Here is a 20,776-nt window from a genome sequence, read left to right on the forward strand (position 1 = left end):
TTGGGCGAAATTGGCATCGTGAGAGGGCTTCAGCAACATGAGAGTGACCCGCGAAAGGAAGAAAGTATGCCTACGGTTCTGGTCGTGGAGGATCAGGAGGACATCCAGTCCCTGCTCAAGGATGTGCTGGGCGAGATCCATCGGATCATCCAGGTGACCACAGGCGGCGAGGCCTTGCTCGCTTCCAGCAGAAGGAACCCGACCTGATCCTTCTGGATCTGATGCTTCCTGTAATCACCGGGGACGGCGTCCTCAAGGCCATTCGACGCATGTCTTCGGTGCCGGTCATCATCCTCACGGCCATCCAGGACAAGACCAGGACCGTCAGCCTTTTGGAGCAGGGCGCCAATGATTATGTGACCAAGCCTTTCGACATCGACGAGCTTCGCGCTCGCGTCTGGGTTCAGTTGCGCCAATCCGTGGCACTGAAAGCGGATGCGGATACAGCAGGTAAATCTGACGCCAGGATTTGTTTCGAGGGGATCGAGCTGGACCGGATGGAGCACACGGTCAGCGTTGATGGGCACAGGGTCGATCTGGCTCGCAAAGAATTCGCCATCCTTGAGCTTCTGATGGACCATCCGCATCGGGTTTTCGAGAAGGAGGACCTCTACAGACAGGTTTGGAACCATCCATACATCAATGCCGAGAATACTCTCAATGTGCACCTGAGTACTTTGCGGACCAGTCTTAACAAATATGCTGGAAGCCAGCGCTACATCGTGTCGGTCTGGGGTATCGGCGTTCACCTGGTCTGAATTCGGGTGGAAATCAGGACGATGAATGACGACGAATAAGGGGTCATCGGAGGTGAATCCGTGAAGGTGGTTGCACTTGTTCTGGGTCTTGTCGCCCTAGCATTGGCGATTAAACTGATACTGCTGATTGTCGACCTCAAACGAATCAGCAGTGATCTGGATTTCATCAACTATGCGGACTCCAATGCCCTGGTAACAACTGGGGCCAATATCGGACTCATCCGCACTCTGGCGAATAGGATCAACGCCATTCTCAACAAAAACAAGCGGCTGCAGATCACCCAAGCTGAGCAGAATAAACAGGTCCGACAGATGCTGACCAATCTGACCCATGACATCAAGACCCCTCTGATCGTGGCTAGGGGATACGCCAACCGCTCAAAGAGGAATCGGACGACCAGGAGCAGCTGGACAAGATTCTCAACAACCTGCAGTCGGTGGATCACTATCTGCATTACCTGATGGATTTCAATCTGATTCAAGAGAAGAGCGTGAGTCTGGATTTGAGTAGGGTGAACCTGTCGGCCCTGGTTCAGCAGGAGCTCTTCAACGCCTTCGATTCTTTGACCGCACAGTCGGTCACGGTGGATCCCAGGATCCAAGCTGGTGTGGAAATAACGACGGACCAGACCATGATGAGTCGGGTAATCCAGAATCTGATTGGCAACTGGCTCAAGTATGCGGAGGAATCAGCCTGGGTGGACCTGCACCAGGGCGAAGATGGGCGGGTTCATCTGGACTTCGGCAACAAAACCAAGGACGTAGCCGTCGATGTAGACAGGCTGATGGAACGGTTCCAGACCGAGGACCAATCACGGACCAAGATCAGAAGCACAGGTCTGGGTCTGAGCATCGTTGATTCCCTGGTGGATTCGCTCGGCGGTTCAATGAGGCTGGAATCCGCCAACGGTATTTTCTCGATCCACTTGCTGTTGAGTGATGCTCTGCAATCGAACGAACTGTAAACAATGTGGGTTTGATCCCCTCGATTGGACGTTATGGCCTGTCATGGTCCTTGTGAAAAGACCATGACAGGCCATCAAGTGCAGGCAGGTGGAAAATGGTGTCGGGACACAAATCTGACCATGCTTAAATGTGACCGACATGCGATCCGCTTTCTCACTTACGCGCTAGGGAAGATCAGGTCTTGGTGTGCGGGACTACAACAGCCCTGGCAGAGAGCTTGTTGTCGACCAGCTTGTGGTGGGCATTGAGGGCGTTGTCCAGCGCATAGGTTTCGATCTCAGCCTCAATCTGGCTGTTGCGATACATGTTGGCAGGGCGTGAAGAATCTGAATGGCGATCTGGGCCGGTCCGCCCAGGCCAATGACCAGAGCGTGCTTTCCGCCGCCGTTCAGATGAGGCATGGCAGCCCGGATCGTGGTAGGGGGTCAGGGCAGCGTTAGCTAGGGGGCCAATTAGATCCGTATTGCCCAGCGGCACCAGGTTGCGGGCCAGGACGGTCATGTATTCTGCCATGCCGCCGTCGCGACCCAGACCCAAGGCCAGGGATTTATTGGTTACGGAGCTGGAGCATCAGTTCTCTTGGCCGGCCAAGCAGTCAGGGTAGTGGCCGCATCCGGATCACCCTTCTTAAAGCCCGTGACATCGGGGGACCGCCCTTTCGACCCAGCCGGTGGTCTCATGCCACAGAATAATCGGCGGTTTGGCGCGGCTCCAGGTTTCCGGCGTGCAGTCCTGGACGACGGATACATCGGAATGGCAGCAACCTGCCCCAGCAACCTTGAGCGGAACCCCGCCGCTCCCAGGGGTCGGCTCCGGCACTTCCTTGCGGGTGGGGAAGGTGTTGAATTGTTCGAAAACAATGGCTTTCATAAGCTCCCTTTCATCATTGAAGCATTTCCGTTTCTATGCTCAGGGCGGGGAGTGTGCGCATCAGCATCGTTGCAATAAAAAACCTGCTGAACGCCAGCTTTCACTCATCCCGAAAGAGTGTGATATGCCCAACAATGTGGGATTGGTCGTGTCTACAGAGCGGATGAAAAAGTTCACGTATATATGAGTATCCCTCCCCTAAGGATGACCGGCAGGGAAGTGGTGGCAGGATGGCCTTGGTTTGCTTTGGTTTAGCTTGAGCGGCCTTTACAGCAGATTGATCAGAGCCTGGGTGTCCTCGACTGTCGTCGCCCAGGAGGTGGCCAGTCGGATCACGGTGTGGGTTGCATCGCTGCGTTCCCAGAAGTCGAAGGCGACCTGCTTGGACAGCTCCTCCATGCGCTCATTGTCCAGACAGATGAAGGTTTGGTTGGTTGGGGAATCCATAACAATCTGATACCCCTTCTCGCGCAGGGCTTCTTTGATCATCGCTGCTGTCTGGATGGCGCTTCGACTGATGCGCAGGTAGAGGTCATCGGTGAAAAGAGCGTCGAACTGCACTCCCAGGAGCCTTCCCTTGGCCAGAAGGGCTCCCCTTCTTTTGATCATGGTGCTGAAATGTTCGGGAGCATTCCCCCTGGGGAAGATCACCGCTTCGCCGCAGAGTGCGCCCACCTTGGTTCCTCCGATGTAGAAGACGTCGCAGAGACGGGCTATGTCCGCCAGATCGACATCGGTTCCTGGAGCCACTAGTCCATATCCCAGCCTGGCCCCGTCCAGGTAGAGCGGGATCTTGTATTTCCGACAGGTCTGCGAGAGATCTTCCAGCTCCTGGCGGGTGTAGAGGGTCCCATACTCGGTGGGATGGGAGATGTAAACCATGCCGGGGAAGACCATCTGCTCATGGTTTCCGTCGGCGTAGAAGCCATCAAGGAAGGCGTTAAGATCGCCTGCGCGAATTTTGCCCTGTTTGCTGGGGATGGTGAGGACCTTGTGGCCTATGGCTTCAATGGCACCGGCCTCGTGGACGTTGACATGGCCAGTATCCGCAGCGACCACCCCCTGGTAGGACTTCAGCAGGCAGGAGGTGACGACCTGATTGGTCTGAGTCCCTCCGGCCATGAAATAAACCTGGGCCTGGGGACAGTCACAGGCTTGAGCGATCTTCTGTGCGGCGGAAAAGCAGTACCGATCCTTGCCGTAGCCGGGAAGGTGCTCCATGTTGGTGTCGATTAGCCGTTGCAGGACTGCGGGGTGGGCGCCCTCGGAATAGTCGTTGACGAATGACAGCATGCGGGTCCTTCCTGTTTGACGATAATCGGCCCCGGATCAGCCAAGCCGATCTGGAGCCATGGTTCTGACTACAGCATATGCGACAGGTCGTCCAGCAGATGCTCAGGCGATAAGTTCCTTGACCGATGCAATGATCGCCTGAAGGCTGACCTTGGCATCGTTGAAGAGCATCTGCGTATTCGGATTGAAGTAGAGCTCGTTTTCGATGCCTGCATAGCCCTTGCCACGACCTCGTTTGAGAACGACAACATGCTGGGCCTTGTCAACGTCCAGGATGGGCATGCCGGATACTGCGGTCCCTGGTCGGCGGGCCGCGGGGTTGGTCACGTCATTGGCGCCAACCACCAAGGCGACGTTGGCTGATGGGAACTGGGGATTGATGTCGTCGAGGTCGATCAATTCCTCATAGGGGACGTTGGCCTCGGCCAAGAGGACATTCATATGTCCGGGCATGCGGCCAGCCACCGGATGGATGGCGTAAGAGACCTCCACGCCATGACCCTTGAGCAGCTCGCCCAAGTCGGCCAGTTCGCGTTGGGCTTGAGCCTGAGCCAGACCAAAGCCGGGGACAAAGATGACCTTGTCTGCGTAGACCAGCTGGACAGCCACATCGTCGGGTGTGGTCTCCTTCATAGTCCCCTGGGCACCCTGATCCTGGCTGGCGCTGACAGAGGAACCGCCAAACCCTCCAGCTAGAACGCTCAGGAGAGGCCTGTTCATGGCCTGTGCCATCAGGACGGACAGGGTCGCTCCAGCGGCACCGACCAGTGCGCCAGCCACGATCAAGGCGACGTTGTCGATGGCCAGGCCGTTCATGGCCACAGCTGTGCCAGTGCAGGCGTTCAGAACAGAAATGACCACGGGCATGTCAGCGCCGCCGATGGGGATGACGAAGACCAGTCCGTAGCCTAGGGCGAATATGGCCGTGAGGAGGGCCCATGGGGTCCGATTGTCTGGATTCAGGCAGAGCATGACCAGGCAGAGCACCGTCAGCAGGGCGAAGAGCACATTCCAGACAGCTTTGGCCGGCAGCTTCAGGTTTTTGATCAGGCTGACGCCCTGAAGCTTGCCGGCAGCTATCAGGGAACCGGTGAAGGTGACGGAACCGATGACCACACCGAGCCCGGCGGTGATCAGCACCACCAGAGTCGGGGTACCTTCGGAAGTGAGTATGTCGTTCAAGGCGACCAGGGCTGCTGCGCCGCCGCCGACCGTGTTGAAGACGGAAACCAGCTGGGGCATGTCCGTCATTTTGACCTTCCTGGCCGAGTAGACCCCTGCTGCGGACCCGATCAGGATGCCGAGCACGAGCAGAACGATGGCCAGGGAGGAGGCGAAACCGGTGGCGAACAGGTGGATGAAGGCCATGGCTACGGCGATGATCATGCCTGCTGCAGAAATCCTATTGCCTGTGCGGGCCGTTTTGGGGGAGTTCATGCAGTGCAGCCCCATGACGAACATGACCGAGGAGAGGAGGTAGACGAACCAGGTGATGATGTCGAGGGTGTTCACTTGTCGGCTCCCCCGTCCTCAGCATTCGCTACCGGGACGGCCGAAGCCTGGTGGTTCTGGTCGTCTTTGTTCTTTTTCCTGCCGGATTTCGATGATTTGAACATCTCCAGCATTCTGTCCGTCACTACATAGCCGCCCACCACATTCATGGCACCAAGTATGGCCGCCAGGAAAATGAGGACGTAGGAAAGCGGGGAGTGCGCCTCCGTTGCAATGATGACCACGCCGACGATCACAATGCCATGGATTGAGTTTGCTCCGGACATCAGAGGCGTATGAAGGGTGGCCGGAACCTTGCCGATCACTTCAACGCCGATCAGCAGAGCCAAGATAAAGAGTGTAATTGCTATGACCAAGGAATTCATTGCTGGTGGCCTTTCTTCTCACTGCTTGCCGCGTCTGTGCTTCCGCGCGCGCCAGACTCTGCTGTTCCTGTTACGACCAGCGCCTGATCTATTCCATCATCTGCCTTGATGCTCAGCGCTCCATTGCGGACAAAATGAACCAACACGTCCGCCACATTCCTGGCCAGAAGGCTGGAGGCCGTCGTGGCCACACCGCTTGCCAAGTATGGCGCACCTATCATGATGACTCCCTCATGCGTGGTCGTGGTTCCTACCTGCGACCCCTCAACGTTGCCGCCAAGATCGCTGGCTGCGCAGTCCACCACCACGGCTCCGGGGTGTAGATTGGCTACTCCCTTGGCACTCAGGAGCCTGGGCGGCTTCCCTCCTGGGACCTTGGCTGTGGTGATGACCACATCGAAACCTGCCGCCTTGGCATCCACCGCTGCCTGCTGCTGAGCCTGCTCCTGGCTGTTCAGCTGGCGCGCATAGCCGCCCTCGCCCTGACCTTTGGAGAAATCCAGTCCCAGGTCAAGGAACTTGGCTCCCAGGGATTCCACCTCCTGCCTGGAGGCGGGTCTGACATCGTAGGCGGTGACTACGGCTCCCAGACGTTTGGCGGTTCCGATGGCTTGCAGTCCTGCAATGCCGACGCCCAGAACCAGAACCTTGGCTGGCCGGATGGTTCCTGCTGCAGTGGTCATCATGGGGAAGAAGGATCCGTAGGCATCGGCAGCCACCAGAGCTGCCTTGTATCCCATGACTGAGTTCTGCGAGGTCATTTCATCCATGGACTGAGCAGAGCTGAGCTGACGGGGGAGTCGTTCCAAGGCGATACCCGTCAGTCCGGCCTCGTCCAGGGCTTTGATGTAATTCTGATCTGAGAAAGATCCCAGCATGCCGATGATCCAGGTCTTGTTTTGTATCCGGCTCAGCAAGGATGTGTCTGGCCTGTTGACAAAGCCCAGGACTTGGGATTTGGACAGGACTGTATTCCTGTCGGTGATTACAGCCCCTGCTCGCTGATAATCCTCGTCCCTGAAGCCGGCTCGGACTCCAGCGCATGACTCCATCAGACAGATGATGCCCTGCCTCGCCAGACGGGTCACGATGTCTGGCGTCAAGGCCACGCGCGACTCATCATGGCTGGTTTCATTCAGGACCCCGAAAGTTATCTGAGATTGTTCTGGTCCGCTCATACCCTTCCTTTTCTTCCACAACTGTGTGTGAAAAATTTCAATATAGAATATAGGTTTCGTCCGTTACTTTTGGGCAACTATCCGTTTTTTATTCTAGGCCATTTCCAGACGATCGAATATGGCAGATTGCCTGACTGGAGCCTACAACCGGCCATCTTGTCACCTTTGACATCATATGCCGAAATTTGGCGTATCAGGAAGCAGACTGCGGGAACATCAGCCGCGGAGCAGTCTCGTTCTGCGCCCTGCTCCAAGGCTGATATTCCCTTCTCTAGAACGGTTGATCTGATTTGATTCGATTGCCTTTATCGGACAGTTTTCTTTATGGGCTCTTGTTCTGAGATTCTCTCACATTTCGATTGTTCACAGTATCCAAGTTGAGGATAGGACTCAGGTGGATACTGCAATAATTCCGTTATTGCCTCATGCCCCTTTGTCGTGGTTCCCATCGGCAATCGGTTCCTTGGATTTGGAATGCAATGGATCGTGATGGTAGATAAGGGCGAAGGCAGCCAGAGCTTCAATCATGCTGGCGATGATCCAAACTATGACGACGGCGTTCTGATGCTTGTTGATCGTTCCCATGCGGGTGAAGATGAACACATCCATGATGAAGGTCTGCAGAACCAGAAGGACCGTCGCCACAACGACCGTCCTGGTATGCCTGTCAGCCTCCGTCCCTTCTTCCTCTGGTTTGCCGGGAGACTTGAAGCTGGCATAGGAGAGGAGCCAGATGCCGATTCCGAATAAGACGGCAGCAAGAGGCAACGAGAAGAAGATCGGCATGGTGCTCAGGCTGAGGCCCAGAGCTGCGACCAAGACTGCCGAGGCCAGGCCTAGATAGAAGGAATCATGGTTTTTCGCCTTGGGCGGTTTGGCTGGCTTGCTTTCCTTAGTCAGCTGAGATGGCTTCTCGGCAGTCTTATTGGTTTGGCTCGGCTCGTTGTCATGAGAGGGGCCATCATGCTCTCTGTCTACGTGTCCGGACTGTGCGCGCTCGGGGGCTAGGGCACGTTCCTGCTTATTTAGTGCTTTAGGTCCGCCATGATCAGAATCCTTGTTGGACGGGTTCCTGCCTTCCTTCTCGCCTGTTTGCTCTGATGCATGCTTCGCCTCGGGTGCATTTGCTGTTTGGCTTTCTTTTCCGGCATTAGCAGTTTCCAATGGTTTTGGCATGCGGTTCTTGTCGTTCATGGATGTTTGCTGAGAACTTTCACGTGTGCTGTCGCTCCGTGAGGAGTTGCCCTCATGCCTGCCTTGGTTCTTATTTGCATGTTCGTTTCGATTGTTGCTCATCTGATCCTCCAGGCTTGTGCTTCCGCGTCACTTGTGGCAGGTCATCTGGCAGCCTGCCTATTTTCAGGAAGCAACCTCCGTTGAGGCCAGTGTATGTGTCCTTTTCTCGTAAAAGTGACATTGACCGGCGCTAGATCGGCATCATTTCGATATCGACCAAGTGCAGGTGAAGCACAGAGAGTTAGACGAAGGGGACCTGCAAAAGCGCTGGATTCGTTGCAATATATTCAACGACGGAGGGTGTTTGTTTATTCATGGTCTGCATCGGCGGTCATGATCTGAACTTTTGACTCTTGGACAGCGCTGCTATTGCTGTGATCAGTCAGATGATTGTATATCCTGACTTGTCAAGGGCATCCAGGGCGGCAGGGAAGTCCTCGGCCTTGGTAAGGACATAGTCCGTGTTGTAGGTCGAGACAGCGAAAATGCCTATGCCCCTGTCTGCTAGAACGGTGGCAATCGGCGCCAGGATGCCGATTAGCGAAAAATCAAGAATGCCTTGAATGCGTAAGGCCCGCCATCCGTCGCTGCGTTCCAGAGTCTGGCTGGGAACCATCTCGGCTGGACAGACCAATGAAGCCTCTTGGTCGGTTCGTCCTGTAAAAACGTAAGGTGAGTTCAGATCTACCTCTGTATAATCAGCAACCTTGCAAACGGCCAGGTTCGCCTCTATGGGCTGGATGCAGATGCCCCGCCCCTGCCTTGTCGCTGAGCTGCAATCCTTGGTTGTGAGTGACTTGCTTTTTAAGTGGGAACGAATGATGGCGTATAGCGCAACCAGGGCCCATCCGCATTCGAGGGCAAAAAAGGCCCACTGCCGGTTAGCCAGGGCATCGACGGCCAGCAAGCTTGCGCCGACAAGGTTTAGAGCAAGGTTGACCCGACTGCTGCTGGACAGGCTTAGCAGTTGCCTCGAAGCAAAGGCCATGAGTAGCAGCAAAAATCCAATAAGTTGAACCAGTGTGAGCAAACCAACCACATCCTTCCGCGAGTGACCTGATGAGCGTCGTCGTCAATCCGGGTACGGCGCGTCTCGTCCGGGGAAGGGAAGCTTCCGCAAGATACTGTAGCACCACTGGCAGGCGGGCTGAAGGTTTGGTGCGCCACTCATGCAGAAGATGAATGGGTAGCCATATGCAGCAGGTATTGTACTGTCTTCCCATGCTTTGTTAGATTGCAGGAGGACATCACCATGGAGGGGATAGAGTATGCAAAAACTGCAGTTGAGCAATGGCTTCGAACTGCCCATATTAGGATACGGAGTCTACCAGATAGATGATTTGGCTGAATGCAAGCGTGGAGTGGCGTCGGCCCTCGATGACGGCTACCGCCTTATCGATACTGCCGCCTGCTATGGCAACGAGAGAGCAGTAGGGGATGCTCTGAGTGAAGCAGCCATTCCTCGAGAGGAAGTGAGCCTCTCCTCAAAGGTCTGGATTCAGCAAAATGGTTACGAGGGGACGATGCAGTCCTTTGAAAAGACGCTGATGAACCTGCAGACCGACTACCTGGATCTGTACCTCATCCATATGCCCTATGGCGATTATCAGGGGTCTTGGAGGGCTATGGAAGACCTGTACGAGCAAGGCCGGGTCCGTGCCATCGGGGTCTGCAATTTCCTGCCTGACCGGCTGATTGATTTGATTCTTTCCAGCCGAATTGCGCCCATGGTCAACCAGATTGAGCTGCATCCTTTCACCCAGCAGATTGCACTCCGAAAGGTCATGGCTGAGCAAGGGGTTGCCCCAATGGCCTGGGCGCCTCTGGCTGAAGGCCGTCAGGACATTTTCGACAATCCTGTCCTCAGGCGTATTGGCCAGCGTTATGGCAAGACCCCGGCCCAGGTGGTATTGCGCTGGCTGACCCAGCAGGGGATATGCGCCATCCCGAAGTCCGTGCATGAGGAACGGATTCGCGAGAACCACAATATTGCAGATTTCAGTCTTGATGATGACGATATGCATGACATCAGGGCCATGGATACGGGAGGGCCGCTCATTCTTGATGTGGATACGCCTGAGGAGGCCACACGTTTGCATGGGATATCTTATACACAGTGACTGAGGTCCGCTGAGCCGATACGGCAAGGGCGCCTGCACCTGAAGACTCCAGTGTGAGCGCCCTTGTTTTAATATCAGGGATTGTTGCTGCTGTATCAATACATAGGAAAGTGCCATACTAGACGGTCACAACCTTAGACGAATGCTTGCTCGTTAGGGTTGTTTATGTGGCCTGAGCGCAAGGCAGCGTATTCGTCCCGGACCAGGATGCCGTCGTCCTCATGCCCCAGGGATTCCCGCATCAGGCGGGAGTTGATCCGTATGGTGAGGGTTTGTTGGCTGAAGATTGTTTTGCCGTCACTTTTAAAGGTTACGGTGTAGGATGCCCGCATCTGGTGCTGGCTGTCGGCGGCCTTGCTTTCAATGTCGGTGCTGCCTGGCTTGTCCGGTGCGAGCTGGGCGGGTGTGAGGGGGGGGGGATGCATTATCCAGGGGCAAGGGCGAAGGCAGCGGCGACTGGGGGTTAGCCGGAGTGGTCGGCAGTATCGGTGCATTGGCTGATGGGTCCGTCTGTTGGCTTGTTGCCATCTGCTTCAGCGTGGTCGCCTCGGGCACGTTGGATCGGCTGGAAGTAGTGTTTGCCACAGCCAGGCTGCTCATGATCAGACTGGTGGGCAAGATGATAGCCAGCAGAATACCAACCATAGTTGTAGACCAGCCTCGTATAGACCTATGCCGAAGCGTAATATGTACAAACACTTCCCAAATAAATGTAGTTAAATGAAGATATTTCCCACGCTTCTGATGAACTACGCACCAGGAACCACCTGGGCACATGAGACAACGCTATCATCTGCATATCTGTCGGCCAATTCGAAAATCGATAGGAGGTTTTGCTCTTTTTCCTCTTCCTAATATCGTAATAAGATATTTATCGAGCCGACCAGCCTGATGCGGTCCATACTAAAGATGGTTCCATTAATTATTGGTGAACCCATGTCAGCTATGCTATCGCCGATTGCCGTTCTTGTCCGGTTTGGGAATTGCCTTTGGCATCATATACGGCTCCGGCCCTACAGGCTTGTGGGTGATTCTGTTATTTATGTTGCTAGCACTCGCCTTTTTGGTGAGTGAAGTCATTTGCCAATTTTGGGTCGTACACGGTCGTATATTTAAACGCTGGGGGCGTTTGATCACATATAACAAATCCCCTACTTTCTTGATCAGGGGCAAAGGCTTGTGGTGGGGTGGCTAACGCGGCTCGAACGCGCGACCTCCTGAACCACAATCAGGTGCTCTACCAACTGAGCTATAGCCACCATGGTGAATCGACCCGCGATGCGGATCAATGCAACAGATGAAACTATACACGATGGCACGACATGGCACGCCGGTGAGGTGTGACCCATGCGATAAAAGCCAGGTTTTGTCTTGGCATATTTCATGCATATTCAATTCACGACCGCAGCCTCTACATAAAAAGTTTCCAGCACCACCAGGGTCTTGTCGTCGGCGGCGAAGTCGGGATCATCCAGTGCCTGTCGCATGTTCTCTGAGGTCCAGAAGGACTCATGAGACTCTCGCCACTCCGCCAGACTTTTATGGCCTTCTCCTTCGCTCAGAACATGCTGCAGCACGACCACGCCCAGTCGGGTCACTCTCACCGAGGCATATCTGAGGACGGCAACCGGTTGCTCATCTGAGTCCACTAAAACTGTTCGTCGGCCGGAGGAGGGAAGCGGTTCATGATCATGGATGAACTCTGCCATAAGGCTGGTCGTAGCAGTTTTGCGCCCGTCCAGATTAGCCTCCACCAGGCGGTCGCGTTCTGGACCAGGGAAGACGAATTCATCCTTGGGTAGATTCCCAACATCTCGGGCTTCTATAGTCGGTACTTGTTTATTTGACATAGTCGATGCGATTGTCTTGCCTTTTAGGCTCTTCGTTGTCGAGCGCTTTTCTTACGGGCTGGTAGGCCTTGATCAGATCAGCCAGACTCATAGCGGCGTTGGCAGGGCTGGTGGACGGCAGATTGATCATCGTCAGTCGATGCCCTTTCTCTTCCAGATCCGGCAGGCAGTAGCGACGGTAAAGCTGACCGGCCTTGCGTCCTGTAGTGAAAATGGTGCCGATCGGCGCACCATCCAGCAGATCGGCGATGTCGGTCGGCACCACCCCGGTGATGGAGGCATCGGAGGCGCCGCAGATGTCGCATTCCTGAACGACATCCCAGAGCGCTATGCGGTGATTGAGGGCGAACCGAGCGCGGACAGCTGGATCGGGCTCCGGAACAGGCTGGTCGAAGAGTGCGGCCAGTACAGGCCAGAAGCGGTTGCGCGGAAACATGTAGTAGAAGCCAGCCTCGCGAGAACTTGGGCTGGGTATGGATCCAAGGATCAGCACACGGGACTGGTCATTCCAGACAGGCCCGAACCCGTGGGTGACGTGGGTAACATGTGTGGACGAACCTGCGATCATGCGCTGAGCAGACTAGTCAGAGACGCGGTCATCACGTCAGCCTGAGCGACCACCAGAATGAAGACCAGCAGACTGGTTGCACATTCAACCAGGCCCACATACAAAATGGGAATGCGGCGCCGACGGGAGATGGCAGGCAGCAGGGCCGCACGCACCAGCAAAACCAGGCCGGTCAGCAGAGGCCACCATCCTGCGGTGTGCACCATGGCGACCCCGATCAGGCAGAGGGCCAGGTTCCAAGTCAGCGAAAGCAGGTAGCACCAGGTCTTGCCACGCTCGCGGATCATGGTTTTGACGAAGATGACCGACCCGAACTGGGTCACAGCGAAGACCGCTGCACTGACCACTCCGATCGATGGCAGGGAGGCGCTTGGCAGGAATCCGCTGGCAAAGCAGTCCACTGCAGGATTCGGTTGGCATCCAGAGTAGCTGGCGTTGGCACCTGTCAGACCCGATTCCGGCTTCTGGAATCGTGACCCTAAGGAAACGACGATCAGACAGAGCATGCAGGCTGCAATCACGGCTACGGCATCGTTCCACCAAGAGCGCTCCGTGCGCATCCAGGCGGCGGCAAAGTTCAGCACGCCCAGCACCAGGTAGAACGGGGCCCATCGCAGGAGCCCAGGGGTGCCGACCAACAGGATCAGCCCGGTCACAGCCGTGAGCAGAGCGTACCCCAAAGCCGGTGGCGCGAATCTGGCAGCTCGGTGCGAAACCATCCACCGCGAGCCCGTGAACTCAAAGCAGTAGCAGAAAGCCCAAGCGACCATGAGCAGCAGGCTCCTCCAGGTTGGGCCTCCGACCAGCAGCCCAGCCAGGCCCGGCATCAAGGCCATGGCCCAGCCGCCTATCTGGTCGGGTATCCATAAACGACGCCACTGTCGACCCTTGGACCCTGATCCGGTCGGTTTTGCTGATTTGCAGGCTCGAGGGCTCGGTCTGCTGCCGTTTGATCCGGCTGCCTTGACCCTTTCTGCGTCTGTAAGCATACTTATCAGCCTACGCCCCGGTATGGCTGTCGCCGCCTCTTCCGTAATGCAGACTCAGTCAATATCATGGTCGAAGGAGTCATGGGGATCATACGGGTCCCTGGTTTCAGGAGGCGGATGATGGGTCAGGTGGATATTAAACGCGTATACGAGCAGGCCGCTGACGAGGACGGGGTCCGCATCCTGGTCGACAGGCTCTGGCCGCGCGGCGTCAGCAAGGAGCGGGCAGCCCTGTCCGGCTGGCTCAAGGATGTTGCGCCCAGTCCAGATCTGCGGCGCTGGTGGCACCATGATCCGGACCGCTTCGAGGACTTTGCACGCCGCTACTGCATTGAGCTGGATGACAATCCCGCCCTGGAGGATCTGCTGAGCATCGCGCGTGAACATGATCGGACAACACTGGTTTATGCAGCCAAGGACCCAGCCGTCAACCATGCCCTGATCCTGCGTGACTACGTCCGCCAGGCCCTTGACAAGGAAGATAAGTAGACGCTGACCATTCACAAATGTCAGAGCATTTCCGGACGCTGGCATTGATGTTTCTGGTGACTATATTTACCGATCCAGATGTGTTTTTCCGATACATATATATGTGTATAGTAGGAATCTGCCATAGACGGGTACCTCATTGTAGGTATCTGTAAATATAAGGCATGTGCAAGGATCTCCCATTAACGGTTTCAGTGCGGCATTGCAGCGAGCACAGCCTAGAGCATACTTCCAAGTGCAAGACATGGACATGTCTGCCCCGATGATATACTTTTCATCGTGTGTGCCGACAGCACGCCTTATGTTACAGGTGGGCTCGTCGGGGTATCCCCGGATCCGAAGAGTGCAGGCAGCAATGCCCAGCAGGAGGATCAGGGGCCATCGGGCCGGTGGACAGTGGCTGATCTCTCCTTTTGGGAGCGACTGCGGCTGCGGTGCGGCGGTCTCGCAGTGCAAACGAAGACAAGTTCATCGAAGGAATCGGAGAGAGTCAGTTGCCAACAATTGAACAGCTCGTCCGCAAAGGGCGCAAGGCCAAGCCTCGCAAGTCGAAGACTTTGGCGCTTAAGGGCAGCCCGCTGCGTCGCGGCGTATGCACCCGTGTCTACACCACCACCCCCAAGAAGCCGAATTCGGCTCTGCGGAAGGTTGCCCGTGTCCGTCTGAGCTCCGGCATTGAGGTTTCCGCCTACATCCCCGGCGAGGGCCACAACCTGCAGGAGCACTCCATCGTGCTGGTGCGCGGCGGACGTGTCAAGGATCTGCCCGGCGTGCGCTACCACATCGTGCGCGGTGCGTTGGATACCCAGGGAGTCAAGGATCGCAAGCAGGGCCGTTCCCTGTACGGAGCAAAGAAGGCCAAGTAACACATGTCACGCAAAGGACCAGCTAAAAAGCACCAGCTCCTGCCCGATCCCATCTACGGTTCCACCGTGGTGGCCCAGCTGATCAACAAGATCCTGCTGGACGGCAAAAAGTCCATCGCTGAGAACATCGTCTACACCGCTCTGGAGCAGGTCAAGGAGAAGACCGACCAGGAGCCTGTGGCCGTGCTCAAGCGCGCCTTGGACAACATTCGTCCCAGCCTGGAGGTCCGCAGCCGTCGTGTCGGCGGCGCCACCTACCAGGTCCCCGTCGAGGTCAAGCCGAACCGCGCCAATACGCTCTCGTTGCGGTGGCTGACCGATTACAGCCGCGCCCGTCGTGAGAAGACCATGTCGGAGCGGCTGGCCAACGAGATCCTTGATGCCTCCAACGGCCTGGGTGCCGCGGTCAAGCGCCGCGAGGACACCCACAAGATGGCCGAGGCCAACAAGGCGTTCGCCCACTATCGCTGGTAATCCCAAGAGAGCGAGAACAAGGAATTATGGCACAAGACGTGCTCACGGACCTGACCAAGGTCCGCAACATCGGCATCATGGCCCACATCGATGCCGGCAAGACAACGACGACCGAGCGTATCCTCTACTACACCGGCGTCAATTACAAGATCGGCGAGACCCACGATGGCGCCTCCACTATGGACTGGATGGATCAGGAGAAGGAACGTGGCATCACGATTACCTCCGCCGCCATCACGGCCTTCTGGAACCGTCAGTCTCACGATCCTGAGGACCGCTACCAGATCAACATCATCGACACTCCCGGCCACGTGGACTTCACCGCCGAGGTGGAGCGCTCCCTGCGCGTGCTCGATGGAGCTGTGGCGGTGTTCGACGGCAAGGAGGGCGTGGAGCCCCAGTCCGAGACCGTCTGGCGTCAGGCTGACAAGTATGGCGTGCCCCGCATCTGCTTCATCAACAAGATGGACAAGCTGGGCGCCGACTTCTACTACTCGGTGGACACCATCAAGGACAAGTTGGGCGTCAAGCCGCTGGTCATGCAGTTGCCCATCGGCGCTGAGAGCGACTTCCACGGCGTGGTCGACCTGGTTCGCATGGTGGCCTACTACTGGAAGGACGAGGCCGACCTAGGCGCCAAGTATGAGACCATCGACATCCCCGATGATCTCAAGGACAAGGCCGAGCAGTACCACACCGAGCTGCTCGAGGCCGTGGCCGAGTCGGACGAGGACCTGCTTGAGAAGTACCTGGGCGGCGAAGAGATCTCCCAGCAGGAGATCCGCACCGCTGTGCGCAAGATGACCATCGAGCAGTCAGCCTTCCCGGTCTTCTGCGGATCCGCTTTCAAGGACAAGGGCGTGCAGCCCATGTTGGACGCGGTCGTGGACTACCTGCCCAGCCCCGAGGACGTGCCGGCCATCAAGGGCTACAAGATCGGCGACGAGTCCGTCGAGATCGATCGCAAGCCCACCGTGGACGAACCTTTCTCAGCCCTTGCATTCAAGGTGGCCACCCACCCCTTCTACGGCAAGCTGATCTATGTGCGCGTCTACTCCGGCAAGGTGGCTCAGGGCGAAACGGTCCTGGACTCCACCAAGGACAAGAAGGAGCGCGTCGGCAAGCTCTTCCAGATGCACTCCAACAAGGAGAATCCGGTCGATGAGGCCATCGCCGGCAACATCTACGCCTTCGTCGGGCTCAAGAACGTCACCACTGGTGATACCCTGTGCGACGAGAAGGCGCCGCTGGTGCTGGAATCCATGACCTTCCCCGATCCTGTGATCGAGGTGGCCGTGGAGCCCAAGACCAAGGCCGACCAGGAGAAGATGGGCATCGCCCTGCAGAAGCTCTCCGAGGAGGATCCCACCTTCCAGGTCAAGACCGACGAAGAGTCCGGCCAGACCCTGATCTCCGGCATGGGCGAGCTCCAGCTGGACATCCTGGTGGACCGCATGCGTCGCGAGTTCCATGTGGAGTGCAACGTGGGCAAGCCCCAGGTGGCCTACCGCGAGACCATCCGCAAGCCCGTCATGAACCAGGAATACACCCACAAGAAGCAGACCGGCGGTTCCGGCCAGTTCGCCAAGGTGCTCATGAACTTCGAGCCCTTGGATACTTCTGAGGGCGAATCCTACATCTTCGAGAACAAGGTCACCGGCGGTCACATCACCAAGGAGTTCATCCCCTCGGTCGATGCTGGTGTGCAGGAGGCCATGGAGTCCGGCGTGCTGGCAGGCTTCCCGGTCGTGGGCGTTAAGGCGACCCTGACCGACGGCCAGATCCACGAGGTCGACTCTTCGGAGATGGCCTTCAAGATTGCAGGCTCCATGTGCTTCAAGGAGGCTGCTCCCAAGGCCAAGCCCGTCATCCTCGAGCCTATTATGGCTGTGGAGGTCCGTACTCCCGAGGAGTACATGGGCGACGTCATGGGCGACATCAACTCCCGGCGTGGCTCCATCCAGTCCATGACCGACGCCACCGGTGTCAAGGTCATCGACGCCAAGGTGCCCCTGTCGGAGATGTTCGGCTATATTGGCGACCTCAGGTCCAAGACCCAGGGGCGCGCCATGTTCACCATGCAGATGGACTCCTACGCTGAGGTCCCCAAGGCCGTCAGCGACGAGATCATCAAGGCCCAGCGGGGCGAGTAATGCCGGTCCGGTCCGCCGCTACTGCGGGCCGCCGCAAAAAGGCTCTTCTGTCACAAGTCGGCGCTACACTCTTGTAGCGCTGACTGGGCGGAGGGCAAAAGTGGCAAAGAACCCGATAACCCAGTAATATGTAGCGAGTGCTCTGTGCGTGGTTCGTGCAGGCAACCTACGAGACGTCCAGGAGGACAAAACACAATGGCAAAGGAAAAGTACGAGCGGAACAAGCCGCACGTTAACATTGGCACCATCGGCCACGTCGATCACGGCAAGACCACCCTGACCGCGGCCATCTCCAAGGTGCTGCACGAGGAGTACCCGGACGTCAACCCCGAGTACGATTTCGCTCAGATTGATGCTGCTCCTGAGGAGAAGGAGCGCGGCATCACCATCAACATCGCGCACATCGAGTACCAGACTGCCAAGCGCCATTACGCCCACGTGGACTGCCCCGGACACGCCGACTTCGTCAAGAATATGATCACCGGCGCTGCTCAGATGGATGGCGCCATCCTGGTGGTCGCCGCCACTGACGGCCCCATGGCCCAGACTCGCGAGCACGTGCTGCTGGCTCGCCAGGTCGGCGTGCCGAAGATCCTGGTCGCCCTGAACAAGTGCGACATGGTCGACGACGAAGAGCTGATCGAGCTGGTCGAGGAAGAAGTCCGCGATCTGCTGGACGAGAACGGCTTCGATCGCGACTGCCCTGTCATCCGCACCTCCGCCTATGGCGCCCTGCATGACGATGCCCCTGACCACGACAAGTGGGTTCAGACCATCAAGGACCTCATGGATGCCGTCGACGACTACATCCCCACCCCGGTCCACGACCTGGACAAGCCCTTCCTGATGCCCATCGAGGATGTCTTCACCATCTCCGGCCGTGGCACCGTGGTGACCGGCCGTGTCGAGCGTGGCAAGCTGCCCGTGAACACCAACGTGGAGATCGTCGGTCTGCGTGAGACCCAGTCCACCACCGTCACCTCCATCGAGACCTTCCACAAGCAGATGGACGAGGCTGAGGCTGGCGACAACACCGGCCTGCTGCTGCGCGGCATCGGCCGTGAGGACGTTGAGCGCGGCCAGGTTGTGGCTGCTCCCGGCACCGTGACCCCTCACCATAAGTTCGAGGGCGAGGTCTACGTGCTGACCAAGGACGAGGGTGGACGCCACTCGCCGTTCTTCTCCAACTACCGTCCGCAGTTCTACTTCCGGACCACCGACGTCACCGGCGTCATCACCCTGCCCGAGGGCGTGGAGATGGTTCAGCCCGGCGATCACGCCACCTTCTCTGTCGAACTGATCCAGCCCGTCGCCATGGAAGAGGGCCTGACCTTCGCTGTTCGTGAAGGCGGCCACACGGTTGGCTCAGGCCGAGTCACCAAGATCATCGAGTAGGATTGCCTGTCGCTTATCGACACAATCCGATGACGGGGCCCGGAATCCTTTCTGTGATTCCGGGCCCCGCCCATATCCGGCAGGCCTCGCCGCCGGGCCAGCCCCGGTGTTCATGCGCCGTGGCATAATAGGCGAGGATTTATCGCGAGCGGGCTGGATCCTGTGTGGCCCGGTGCTTTCGGCAGATGGCCAGGAGCCCTCCGAAGGAACGTTCATAAGAATGAGGTGGTATCAAGATGGCACAGACTTCCAACGACATCAAGAACGGATCGGTCATCAACCTGGACGGCAAGCTTTGGACCGTCATTAAGTTCCAGCATGTCAAGCCAGGCAAAGGGCCGGCCTTTGTGCGCACGACCATCAAGGACGTCCTTTCGGGCAAGATCGTGGACCGCACCTTCAACGCGGGCATGAAGATGGACTTCGAGACCGTCGACAATAGGACCATGCAGTACTCCTACCGGGATGGCGACTCATTCGTCTTCATGGATATGAACACCTACGAACAGGTCAACATCCCCGAAACCCTGGTCGGCGATCAGGAACGCTTCCTGCTTGAGGGCACCGACTGCATCATCAGCTTCCATGACGGCAACCCGCTGTCCGTAGAACTGCCTGCATCCGTGGTGCTGACTGTGACCGCAACTGAGCCCGGCGTCCAGGGCAACCGCTCCAACGCCGGCACCAAGCCCGCCACTGTGGAGACCGGAGCAGAGATTCAGGTGCCCCTCTTCGTGGGTGAGGGCGAGAAGGTCAAGGTGGACACCCGCGACGGTTCCTACCTGGGCCGCGAGAACTGAGCAAGTCTGGAAACCACGTATCCATGGCACGTTCCACAGCCCGCAAGCGGGCCTTGAACACCCTGTATGAGGCCGATGAGAAGAGCCAGGATTTCCTCTCCCTGTTGGAGGAGCGCAAGGCTAGGCCGGGGGCACAGACACCTCTGCCTGCCTATGCCGTGACCATCGTTGAGGGTGTGGCAGAACATCGTCGAAATATTGATGAGGCCCTGCAGACCCATTCCACCCGGTGGCCGCTGAGCCGCATGCATGCCATCGACCGCAACATACTGCGTATCGCCGCCTGGGAGATGTTCTACAACCCTGACGTTCCCGACAAGGTGGCCATCGATGAGGCCCTGTCTCTGGCCAAGACCCTCTCTGATGCTGATGCCCCCTCCTTCATTCACGGCGTTCTCAGCGCCCTGGAGCAGGAGAAGGATGAGCATCAGGCTCGTCGTGAGCAAGCCGATCGGATCGCTGCCCTGGCTGATGCCGAGGCCGATGCGGACGCTTCGGATGATGAATCCGATAAGGCAAAAGCAGGGATCGCAGCCTCTGAGCCAGTCTCCTCTGGGGATGGCCATGCTGACAGCGAGTCGGAATCGGCAGAGGGTACACACGAGGATGAGGATGCCGACCAGTCGGCTCCCAGTCTGGATCAGTTGAAATTGACGCTGCCGAAGGAACTGACCCCGGATGTGGATCTTCCTTCAGGCGACTGAGTAATGATTCGGATAAAGGCCGACCGATGTCCGCTGGCTGTTAGGGCATCAGGTCGGCCTTTTTTCCATATTGAGATTTATTGAACAGCAGGCCTTGCTGCAAGATTTGCCCAATCATCTTTTGGGCGAGCTAGTCGGCATGATCCATGGGGGACATTAATATAGGTGCGAATATCCACGGCAAACAAGG

General features: G+C 57.2%; 24 protein-coding genes, 1 tRNA gene, 1 pseudogene and 1 riboswitch. Of the genes and pseudogenes, 12 read left to right on the forward strand and 14 right to left on the reverse strand.

Annotation, left to right across the window (positions count from 1 at the left end):
• The first annotated feature begins 66 nt into the window (after positions 1 to 66).
• From J3T92_RS02855 to J3T92_RS02870, 4 genes are read left to right on the forward strand one after another with little or no spacing between them, the layout of a single operon-like run.
• The gene (locus J3T92_RS02855) at positions 67 to 207 is read left to right on the forward strand and encodes a hypothetical protein (protein WP_267399629.1); all 141 of its coding nucleotides are present in this window, start codon (positions 67 to 69) and stop codon (positions 205 to 207) included.
• A 14-nt stretch (positions 208 to 221) separates the two neighbouring features.
• The gene (locus J3T92_RS02860; protein ID WP_267399631.1) at positions 222 to 758 is read left to right on the forward strand and encodes a response regulator transcription factor; all 537 of its coding nucleotides are present in this window, start codon (positions 222 to 224) and stop codon (positions 756 to 758) included.
• 60 nt (positions 759 to 818) lie between these two features.
• A complete protein-coding gene (locus J3T92_RS02865) occupies positions 819 to 1,220 on the forward strand; it encodes a hypothetical protein (RefSeq protein WP_267399633.1) in 402 nt (133 codons plus the stop codon).
• Entirely contained in the window at positions 1,196 to 1,723 is a 528-nt protein-coding gene (locus J3T92_RS02870) for a sensor histidine kinase (RefSeq protein ID WP_267399635.1), read from the forward strand. The genes J3T92_RS02865 and J3T92_RS02870 overlap by 25 nt, the downstream gene beginning before the upstream one ends.
• A gap of 175 nt (positions 1,724 to 1,898) precedes the next feature.
• Here the strand turns inward: J3T92_RS02870 and J3T92_RS02875 are convergent, their stop codons facing one another.
• The 9 genes and pseudogenes from J3T92_RS02875 to J3T92_RS09505 all read right to left on the reverse strand — a co-directional run.
• The gene (locus tag J3T92_RS02875) at positions 1,899 to 2,237 is read right to left on the reverse strand and encodes a hypothetical protein (protein ID WP_267399636.1); all 339 of its coding nucleotides are present in this window, start codon (positions 2,235 to 2,237) and stop codon (positions 1,899 to 1,901) included.
• Between the two features lie 114 nt (positions 2,238 to 2,351).
• The gene (locus J3T92_RS02880; protein ID WP_267399637.1) at positions 2,352 to 2,594 is read right to left on the reverse strand and encodes an alcohol dehydrogenase catalytic domain-containing protein; all 243 of its coding nucleotides are present in this window, start codon (positions 2,592 to 2,594) and stop codon (positions 2,352 to 2,354) included.
• A gap of 267 nt (positions 2,595 to 2,861) precedes the next feature.
• Positions 2,862 to 3,887, reverse strand: a complete 1,026-nt coding sequence (locus tag J3T92_RS02885) for a threonine aldolase family protein (protein ID WP_267399638.1) — start codon at positions 3,885 to 3,887, stop codon at positions 2,862 to 2,864.
• 102 nt (positions 3,888 to 3,989) lie between these two features.
• Positions 3,990 to 5,399, reverse strand: coding sequence for an NAD(P)(+) transhydrogenase (Re/Si-specific) subunit beta (locus J3T92_RS02890; protein WP_267399640.1), 1,410 nt, complete (start codon positions 5,397 to 5,399; stop codon positions 3,990 to 3,992).
• Positions 5,396 to 5,764: an NAD(P) transhydrogenase subunit alpha gene (locus J3T92_RS02895; protein ID WP_267399641.1), complete on the reverse strand. Its 369-nt coding sequence runs from the start codon at positions 5,762 to 5,764 to the stop codon at positions 5,396 to 5,398. Before J3T92_RS02895 ends, J3T92_RS02890 begins: the two co-directional genes overlap by 4 nt.
• On the reverse strand, positions 5,761 to 6,942 hold the full coding sequence (locus J3T92_RS02900) for an NAD(P) transhydrogenase subunit alpha (RefSeq protein WP_267399642.1): 1,182 nt from the start codon (positions 6,940 to 6,942) through the stop codon (positions 5,761 to 5,763). Before J3T92_RS02900 ends, J3T92_RS02895 begins: the two co-directional genes overlap by 4 nt.
• 423 nt (positions 6,943 to 7,365) lie before the next feature.
• Positions 7,366 to 8,136, reverse strand: coding sequence for a hypothetical protein (locus J3T92_RS02905; RefSeq protein WP_267399643.1), 771 nt, complete (start codon positions 8,134 to 8,136; stop codon positions 7,366 to 7,368).
• Between the two features lie 424 nt (positions 8,137 to 8,560).
• On the reverse strand, positions 8,561 to 8,812 hold the full coding sequence (locus tag J3T92_RS02910; RefSeq protein WP_267399645.1) for an ACT domain-containing protein: 252 nt from the start codon (positions 8,810 to 8,812) through the stop codon (positions 8,561 to 8,563).
• Between the two features lie 192 nt (positions 8,813 to 9,004).
• A pseudogene (locus tag J3T92_RS09505) lies at positions 9,005 to 9,217 on the reverse strand (CBU_0592 family membrane protein); the annotation flags it as partial.
• A 21-nt stretch (positions 9,218 to 9,238) separates the two neighbouring features.
• Positions 9,239 to 9,299: riboswitch (guanidine-III (ykkC-III) riboswitch) on the reverse strand.
• Between the two features lie 147 nt (positions 9,300 to 9,446).
• Between J3T92_RS09505 and J3T92_RS02915 the strand changes: the two are divergent.
• Positions 9,447 to 10,298 carry an aldo/keto reductase gene (locus J3T92_RS02915; protein WP_267399647.1) on the forward strand — a complete coding sequence of 284 codons (852 nt, stop codon included), beginning with the start codon at positions 9,447 to 9,449 and terminating at the stop codon, positions 10,296 to 10,298.
• A 134-nt stretch (positions 10,299 to 10,432) separates the two neighbouring features.
• On the opposite strand, the gene J3T92_RS02920 is transcribed toward J3T92_RS02915, so the two are convergent.
• The 5 genes from J3T92_RS02920 to J3T92_RS02940 all read right to left on the reverse strand — a co-directional run bounded on the left by J3T92_RS02920 (position 10,433) and on the right by J3T92_RS02940 (position 13,705).
• Positions 10,433 to 10,723, reverse strand: a complete 291-nt coding sequence (locus J3T92_RS02920) for a hypothetical protein (RefSeq protein ID WP_267399649.1) — start codon at positions 10,721 to 10,723, stop codon at positions 10,433 to 10,435.
• Positions 10,724 to 11,481: 758 nt separating this feature from the next.
• A tRNA-His gene (locus J3T92_RS02925) sits at positions 11,482 to 11,557 on the reverse strand.
• 132 nt (positions 11,558 to 11,689) lie between these two features.
• The gene (locus tag J3T92_RS02930) at positions 11,690 to 12,148 is read right to left on the reverse strand and encodes an ASCH domain-containing protein (RefSeq protein ID WP_267399650.1); all 459 of its coding nucleotides are present in this window, start codon (positions 12,146 to 12,148) and stop codon (positions 11,690 to 11,692) included.
• The gene (locus tag J3T92_RS02935; protein ID WP_267399651.1) at positions 12,138 to 12,716 is read right to left on the reverse strand and encodes a DNA-deoxyinosine glycosylase; all 579 of its coding nucleotides are present in this window, start codon (positions 12,714 to 12,716) and stop codon (positions 12,138 to 12,140) included. Before J3T92_RS02935 ends, J3T92_RS02930 begins: the two co-directional genes overlap by 11 nt.
• Positions 12,713 to 13,705: a YwiC-like family protein gene (locus J3T92_RS02940; RefSeq protein WP_267399652.1), complete on the reverse strand. Its 993-nt coding sequence runs from the start codon at positions 13,703 to 13,705 to the stop codon at positions 12,713 to 12,715. Before J3T92_RS02940 ends, J3T92_RS02935 begins: the two co-directional genes overlap by 4 nt.
• Positions 13,706 to 13,786: 81 nt before the next feature.
• On the opposite strand from J3T92_RS02940, the gene J3T92_RS02945 reads away from it, so the two are divergent.
• The 7 genes from J3T92_RS02945 to nusB all read left to right on the forward strand — a co-directional run bounded on the left by J3T92_RS02945 (position 13,787) and on the right by nusB (position 20,586).
• The gene (locus J3T92_RS02945; RefSeq protein ID WP_416378719.1) at positions 13,787 to 14,194 is read left to right on the forward strand and encodes a DUF488 domain-containing protein; all 408 of its coding nucleotides are present in this window, start codon (positions 13,787 to 13,789) and stop codon (positions 14,192 to 14,194) included.
• A 494-nt stretch (positions 14,195 to 14,688) separates the two neighbouring features.
• Positions 14,689 to 15,060 (forward strand): 30S ribosomal protein S12, encoded by a 372-nt coding sequence (gene rpsL / locus J3T92_RS02950; RefSeq protein WP_015022141.1) that lies wholly within the window; start codon positions 14,689 to 14,691, stop codon positions 15,058 to 15,060.
• A gap of 3 nt (positions 15,061 to 15,063) precedes the next feature.
• Entirely contained in the window at positions 15,064 to 15,534 is a 471-nt protein-coding gene (rpsG, locus tag J3T92_RS02955) for a 30S ribosomal protein S7 (protein WP_015022140.1), read from the forward strand.
• A 26-nt stretch (positions 15,535 to 15,560) separates the two neighbouring features.
• On the forward strand, positions 15,561 to 17,687 hold the full coding sequence (gene fusA / locus J3T92_RS02960) for an elongation factor G (RefSeq protein ID WP_045924656.1): 2,127 nt from the start codon (positions 15,561 to 15,563) through the stop codon (positions 17,685 to 17,687).
• A 195-nt stretch (positions 17,688 to 17,882) separates the two neighbouring features.
• Positions 17,883 to 19,082: an elongation factor Tu gene (tuf, locus tag J3T92_RS02965; protein ID WP_267399656.1), complete on the forward strand. Its 1,200-nt coding sequence runs from the start codon at positions 17,883 to 17,885 to the stop codon at positions 19,080 to 19,082.
• A 236-nt stretch (positions 19,083 to 19,318) separates the two neighbouring features.
• Entirely contained in the window at positions 19,319 to 19,882 is a 564-nt protein-coding gene (gene efp, locus J3T92_RS02970; protein ID WP_045924655.1) for an elongation factor P, read from the forward strand.
• 23 nt (positions 19,883 to 19,905) lie between these two features.
• Positions 19,906 to 20,586, forward strand: a complete 681-nt coding sequence (gene nusB / locus J3T92_RS02975; protein WP_267399657.1) for a transcription antitermination factor NusB — start codon at positions 19,906 to 19,908, stop codon at positions 20,584 to 20,586.
• Positions 20,587 to 20,776 lie beyond the last annotated feature (190 nt).

Origin of the sequence: Bifidobacterium sp. B4081 (assembly GCF_026537335.1) — a bacterium.
In the GTDB taxonomy this organism is placed as follows: Bacteria; Actinomycetota; Actinomycetes; order Actinomycetales; family Bifidobacteriaceae; genus Bombiscardovia.

What these genes read in the sequence shown, in the direction of transcription:
- J3T92_RS02855 (WP_267399629.1), top strand. Translation starts at nt 67, where the DNA reads ATGCCTACGGTTCTGGTCGTGGAGGATCAGGAGGACATCCAGTCCCTG.
- J3T92_RS02860 (WP_267399631.1), top strand. Translation starts at nt 222, where the DNA reads ATGCTTCCTGTAATCACCGGGGACGGCGTCCTCAAGGCCATTCGACGC.
- J3T92_RS02875 (WP_267399636.1), bottom strand. Translation starts at nt 2,237, where the DNA reads ATGGCAGAATACATGACCGTCCTGGCCCGCAACCTGGTGCCGCTGGGC.
- J3T92_RS02880 (WP_267399637.1), bottom strand. Translation starts at nt 2,594, where the DNA reads ATGAAAGCCATTGTTTTCGAACAATTCAACACCTTCCCCACCCGCAAG.
- J3T92_RS02885 (WP_267399638.1), bottom strand. Translation starts at nt 3,887, where the DNA reads ATGCTGTCATTCGTCAACGACTATTCCGAGGGCGCCCACCCCGCAGTC.
- J3T92_RS02895 (WP_267399641.1), bottom strand. Translation starts at nt 5,764, where the DNA reads ATGAATTCCTTGGTCATAGCAATTACACTCTTTATCTTGGCTCTGCTG.
- J3T92_RS02900 (WP_267399642.1), bottom strand. Translation starts at nt 6,942, where the DNA reads ATGAGCGGACCAGAACAATCTCAGATAACTTTCGGGGTCCTGAATGAA.
- J3T92_RS02905 (WP_267399643.1), bottom strand. Translation starts at nt 8,136, where the DNA reads ATGAACGACAAGAACCGCATGCCAAAACCATTGGAAACTGCTAATGCC.
- J3T92_RS02915 (WP_267399647.1), top strand. Translation starts at nt 9,447, where the DNA reads ATGCAAAAACTGCAGTTGAGCAATGGCTTCGAACTGCCCATATTAGGA.
- J3T92_RS02920 (WP_267399649.1), bottom strand. Translation starts at nt 10,723, where the DNA reads ATGCATCCCCCCCCCCTCACACCCGCCCAGCTCGCACCGGACAAGCCA.
- J3T92_RS02930 (WP_267399650.1), bottom strand. Translation starts at nt 12,148, where the DNA reads ATGTCAAATAAACAAGTACCGACTATAGAAGCCCGAGATGTTGGGAAT.
- J3T92_RS02935 (WP_267399651.1), bottom strand. Translation starts at nt 12,716, where the DNA reads ATGATCGCAGGTTCGTCCACACATGTTACCCACGTCACCCACGGGTTC.
- J3T92_RS02940 (WP_267399652.1), bottom strand. Translation starts at nt 13,705, where the DNA reads ATGCTTACAGACGCAGAAAGGGTCAAGGCAGCCGGATCAAACGGCAGC.
- J3T92_RS02945 (WP_416378719.1), top strand. Translation starts at nt 13,787, where the DNA reads ATGGGGATCATACGGGTCCCTGGTTTCAGGAGGCGGATGATGGGTCAG.
- rpsG (WP_015022140.1), top strand. Translation starts at nt 15,064, where the DNA reads ATGTCACGCAAAGGACCAGCTAAAAAGCACCAGCTCCTGCCCGATCCC.
- fusA (WP_045924656.1), top strand. Translation starts at nt 15,561, where the DNA reads ATGGCACAAGACGTGCTCACGGACCTGACCAAGGTCCGCAACATCGGC.
- tuf (WP_267399656.1), top strand. Translation starts at nt 17,883, where the DNA reads ATGGCAAAGGAAAAGTACGAGCGGAACAAGCCGCACGTTAACATTGGC.
- efp (WP_045924655.1), top strand. Translation starts at nt 19,319, where the DNA reads ATGGCACAGACTTCCAACGACATCAAGAACGGATCGGTCATCAACCTG.
- nusB (WP_267399657.1), top strand. Translation starts at nt 19,906, where the DNA reads ATGGCACGTTCCACAGCCCGCAAGCGGGCCTTGAACACCCTGTATGAG.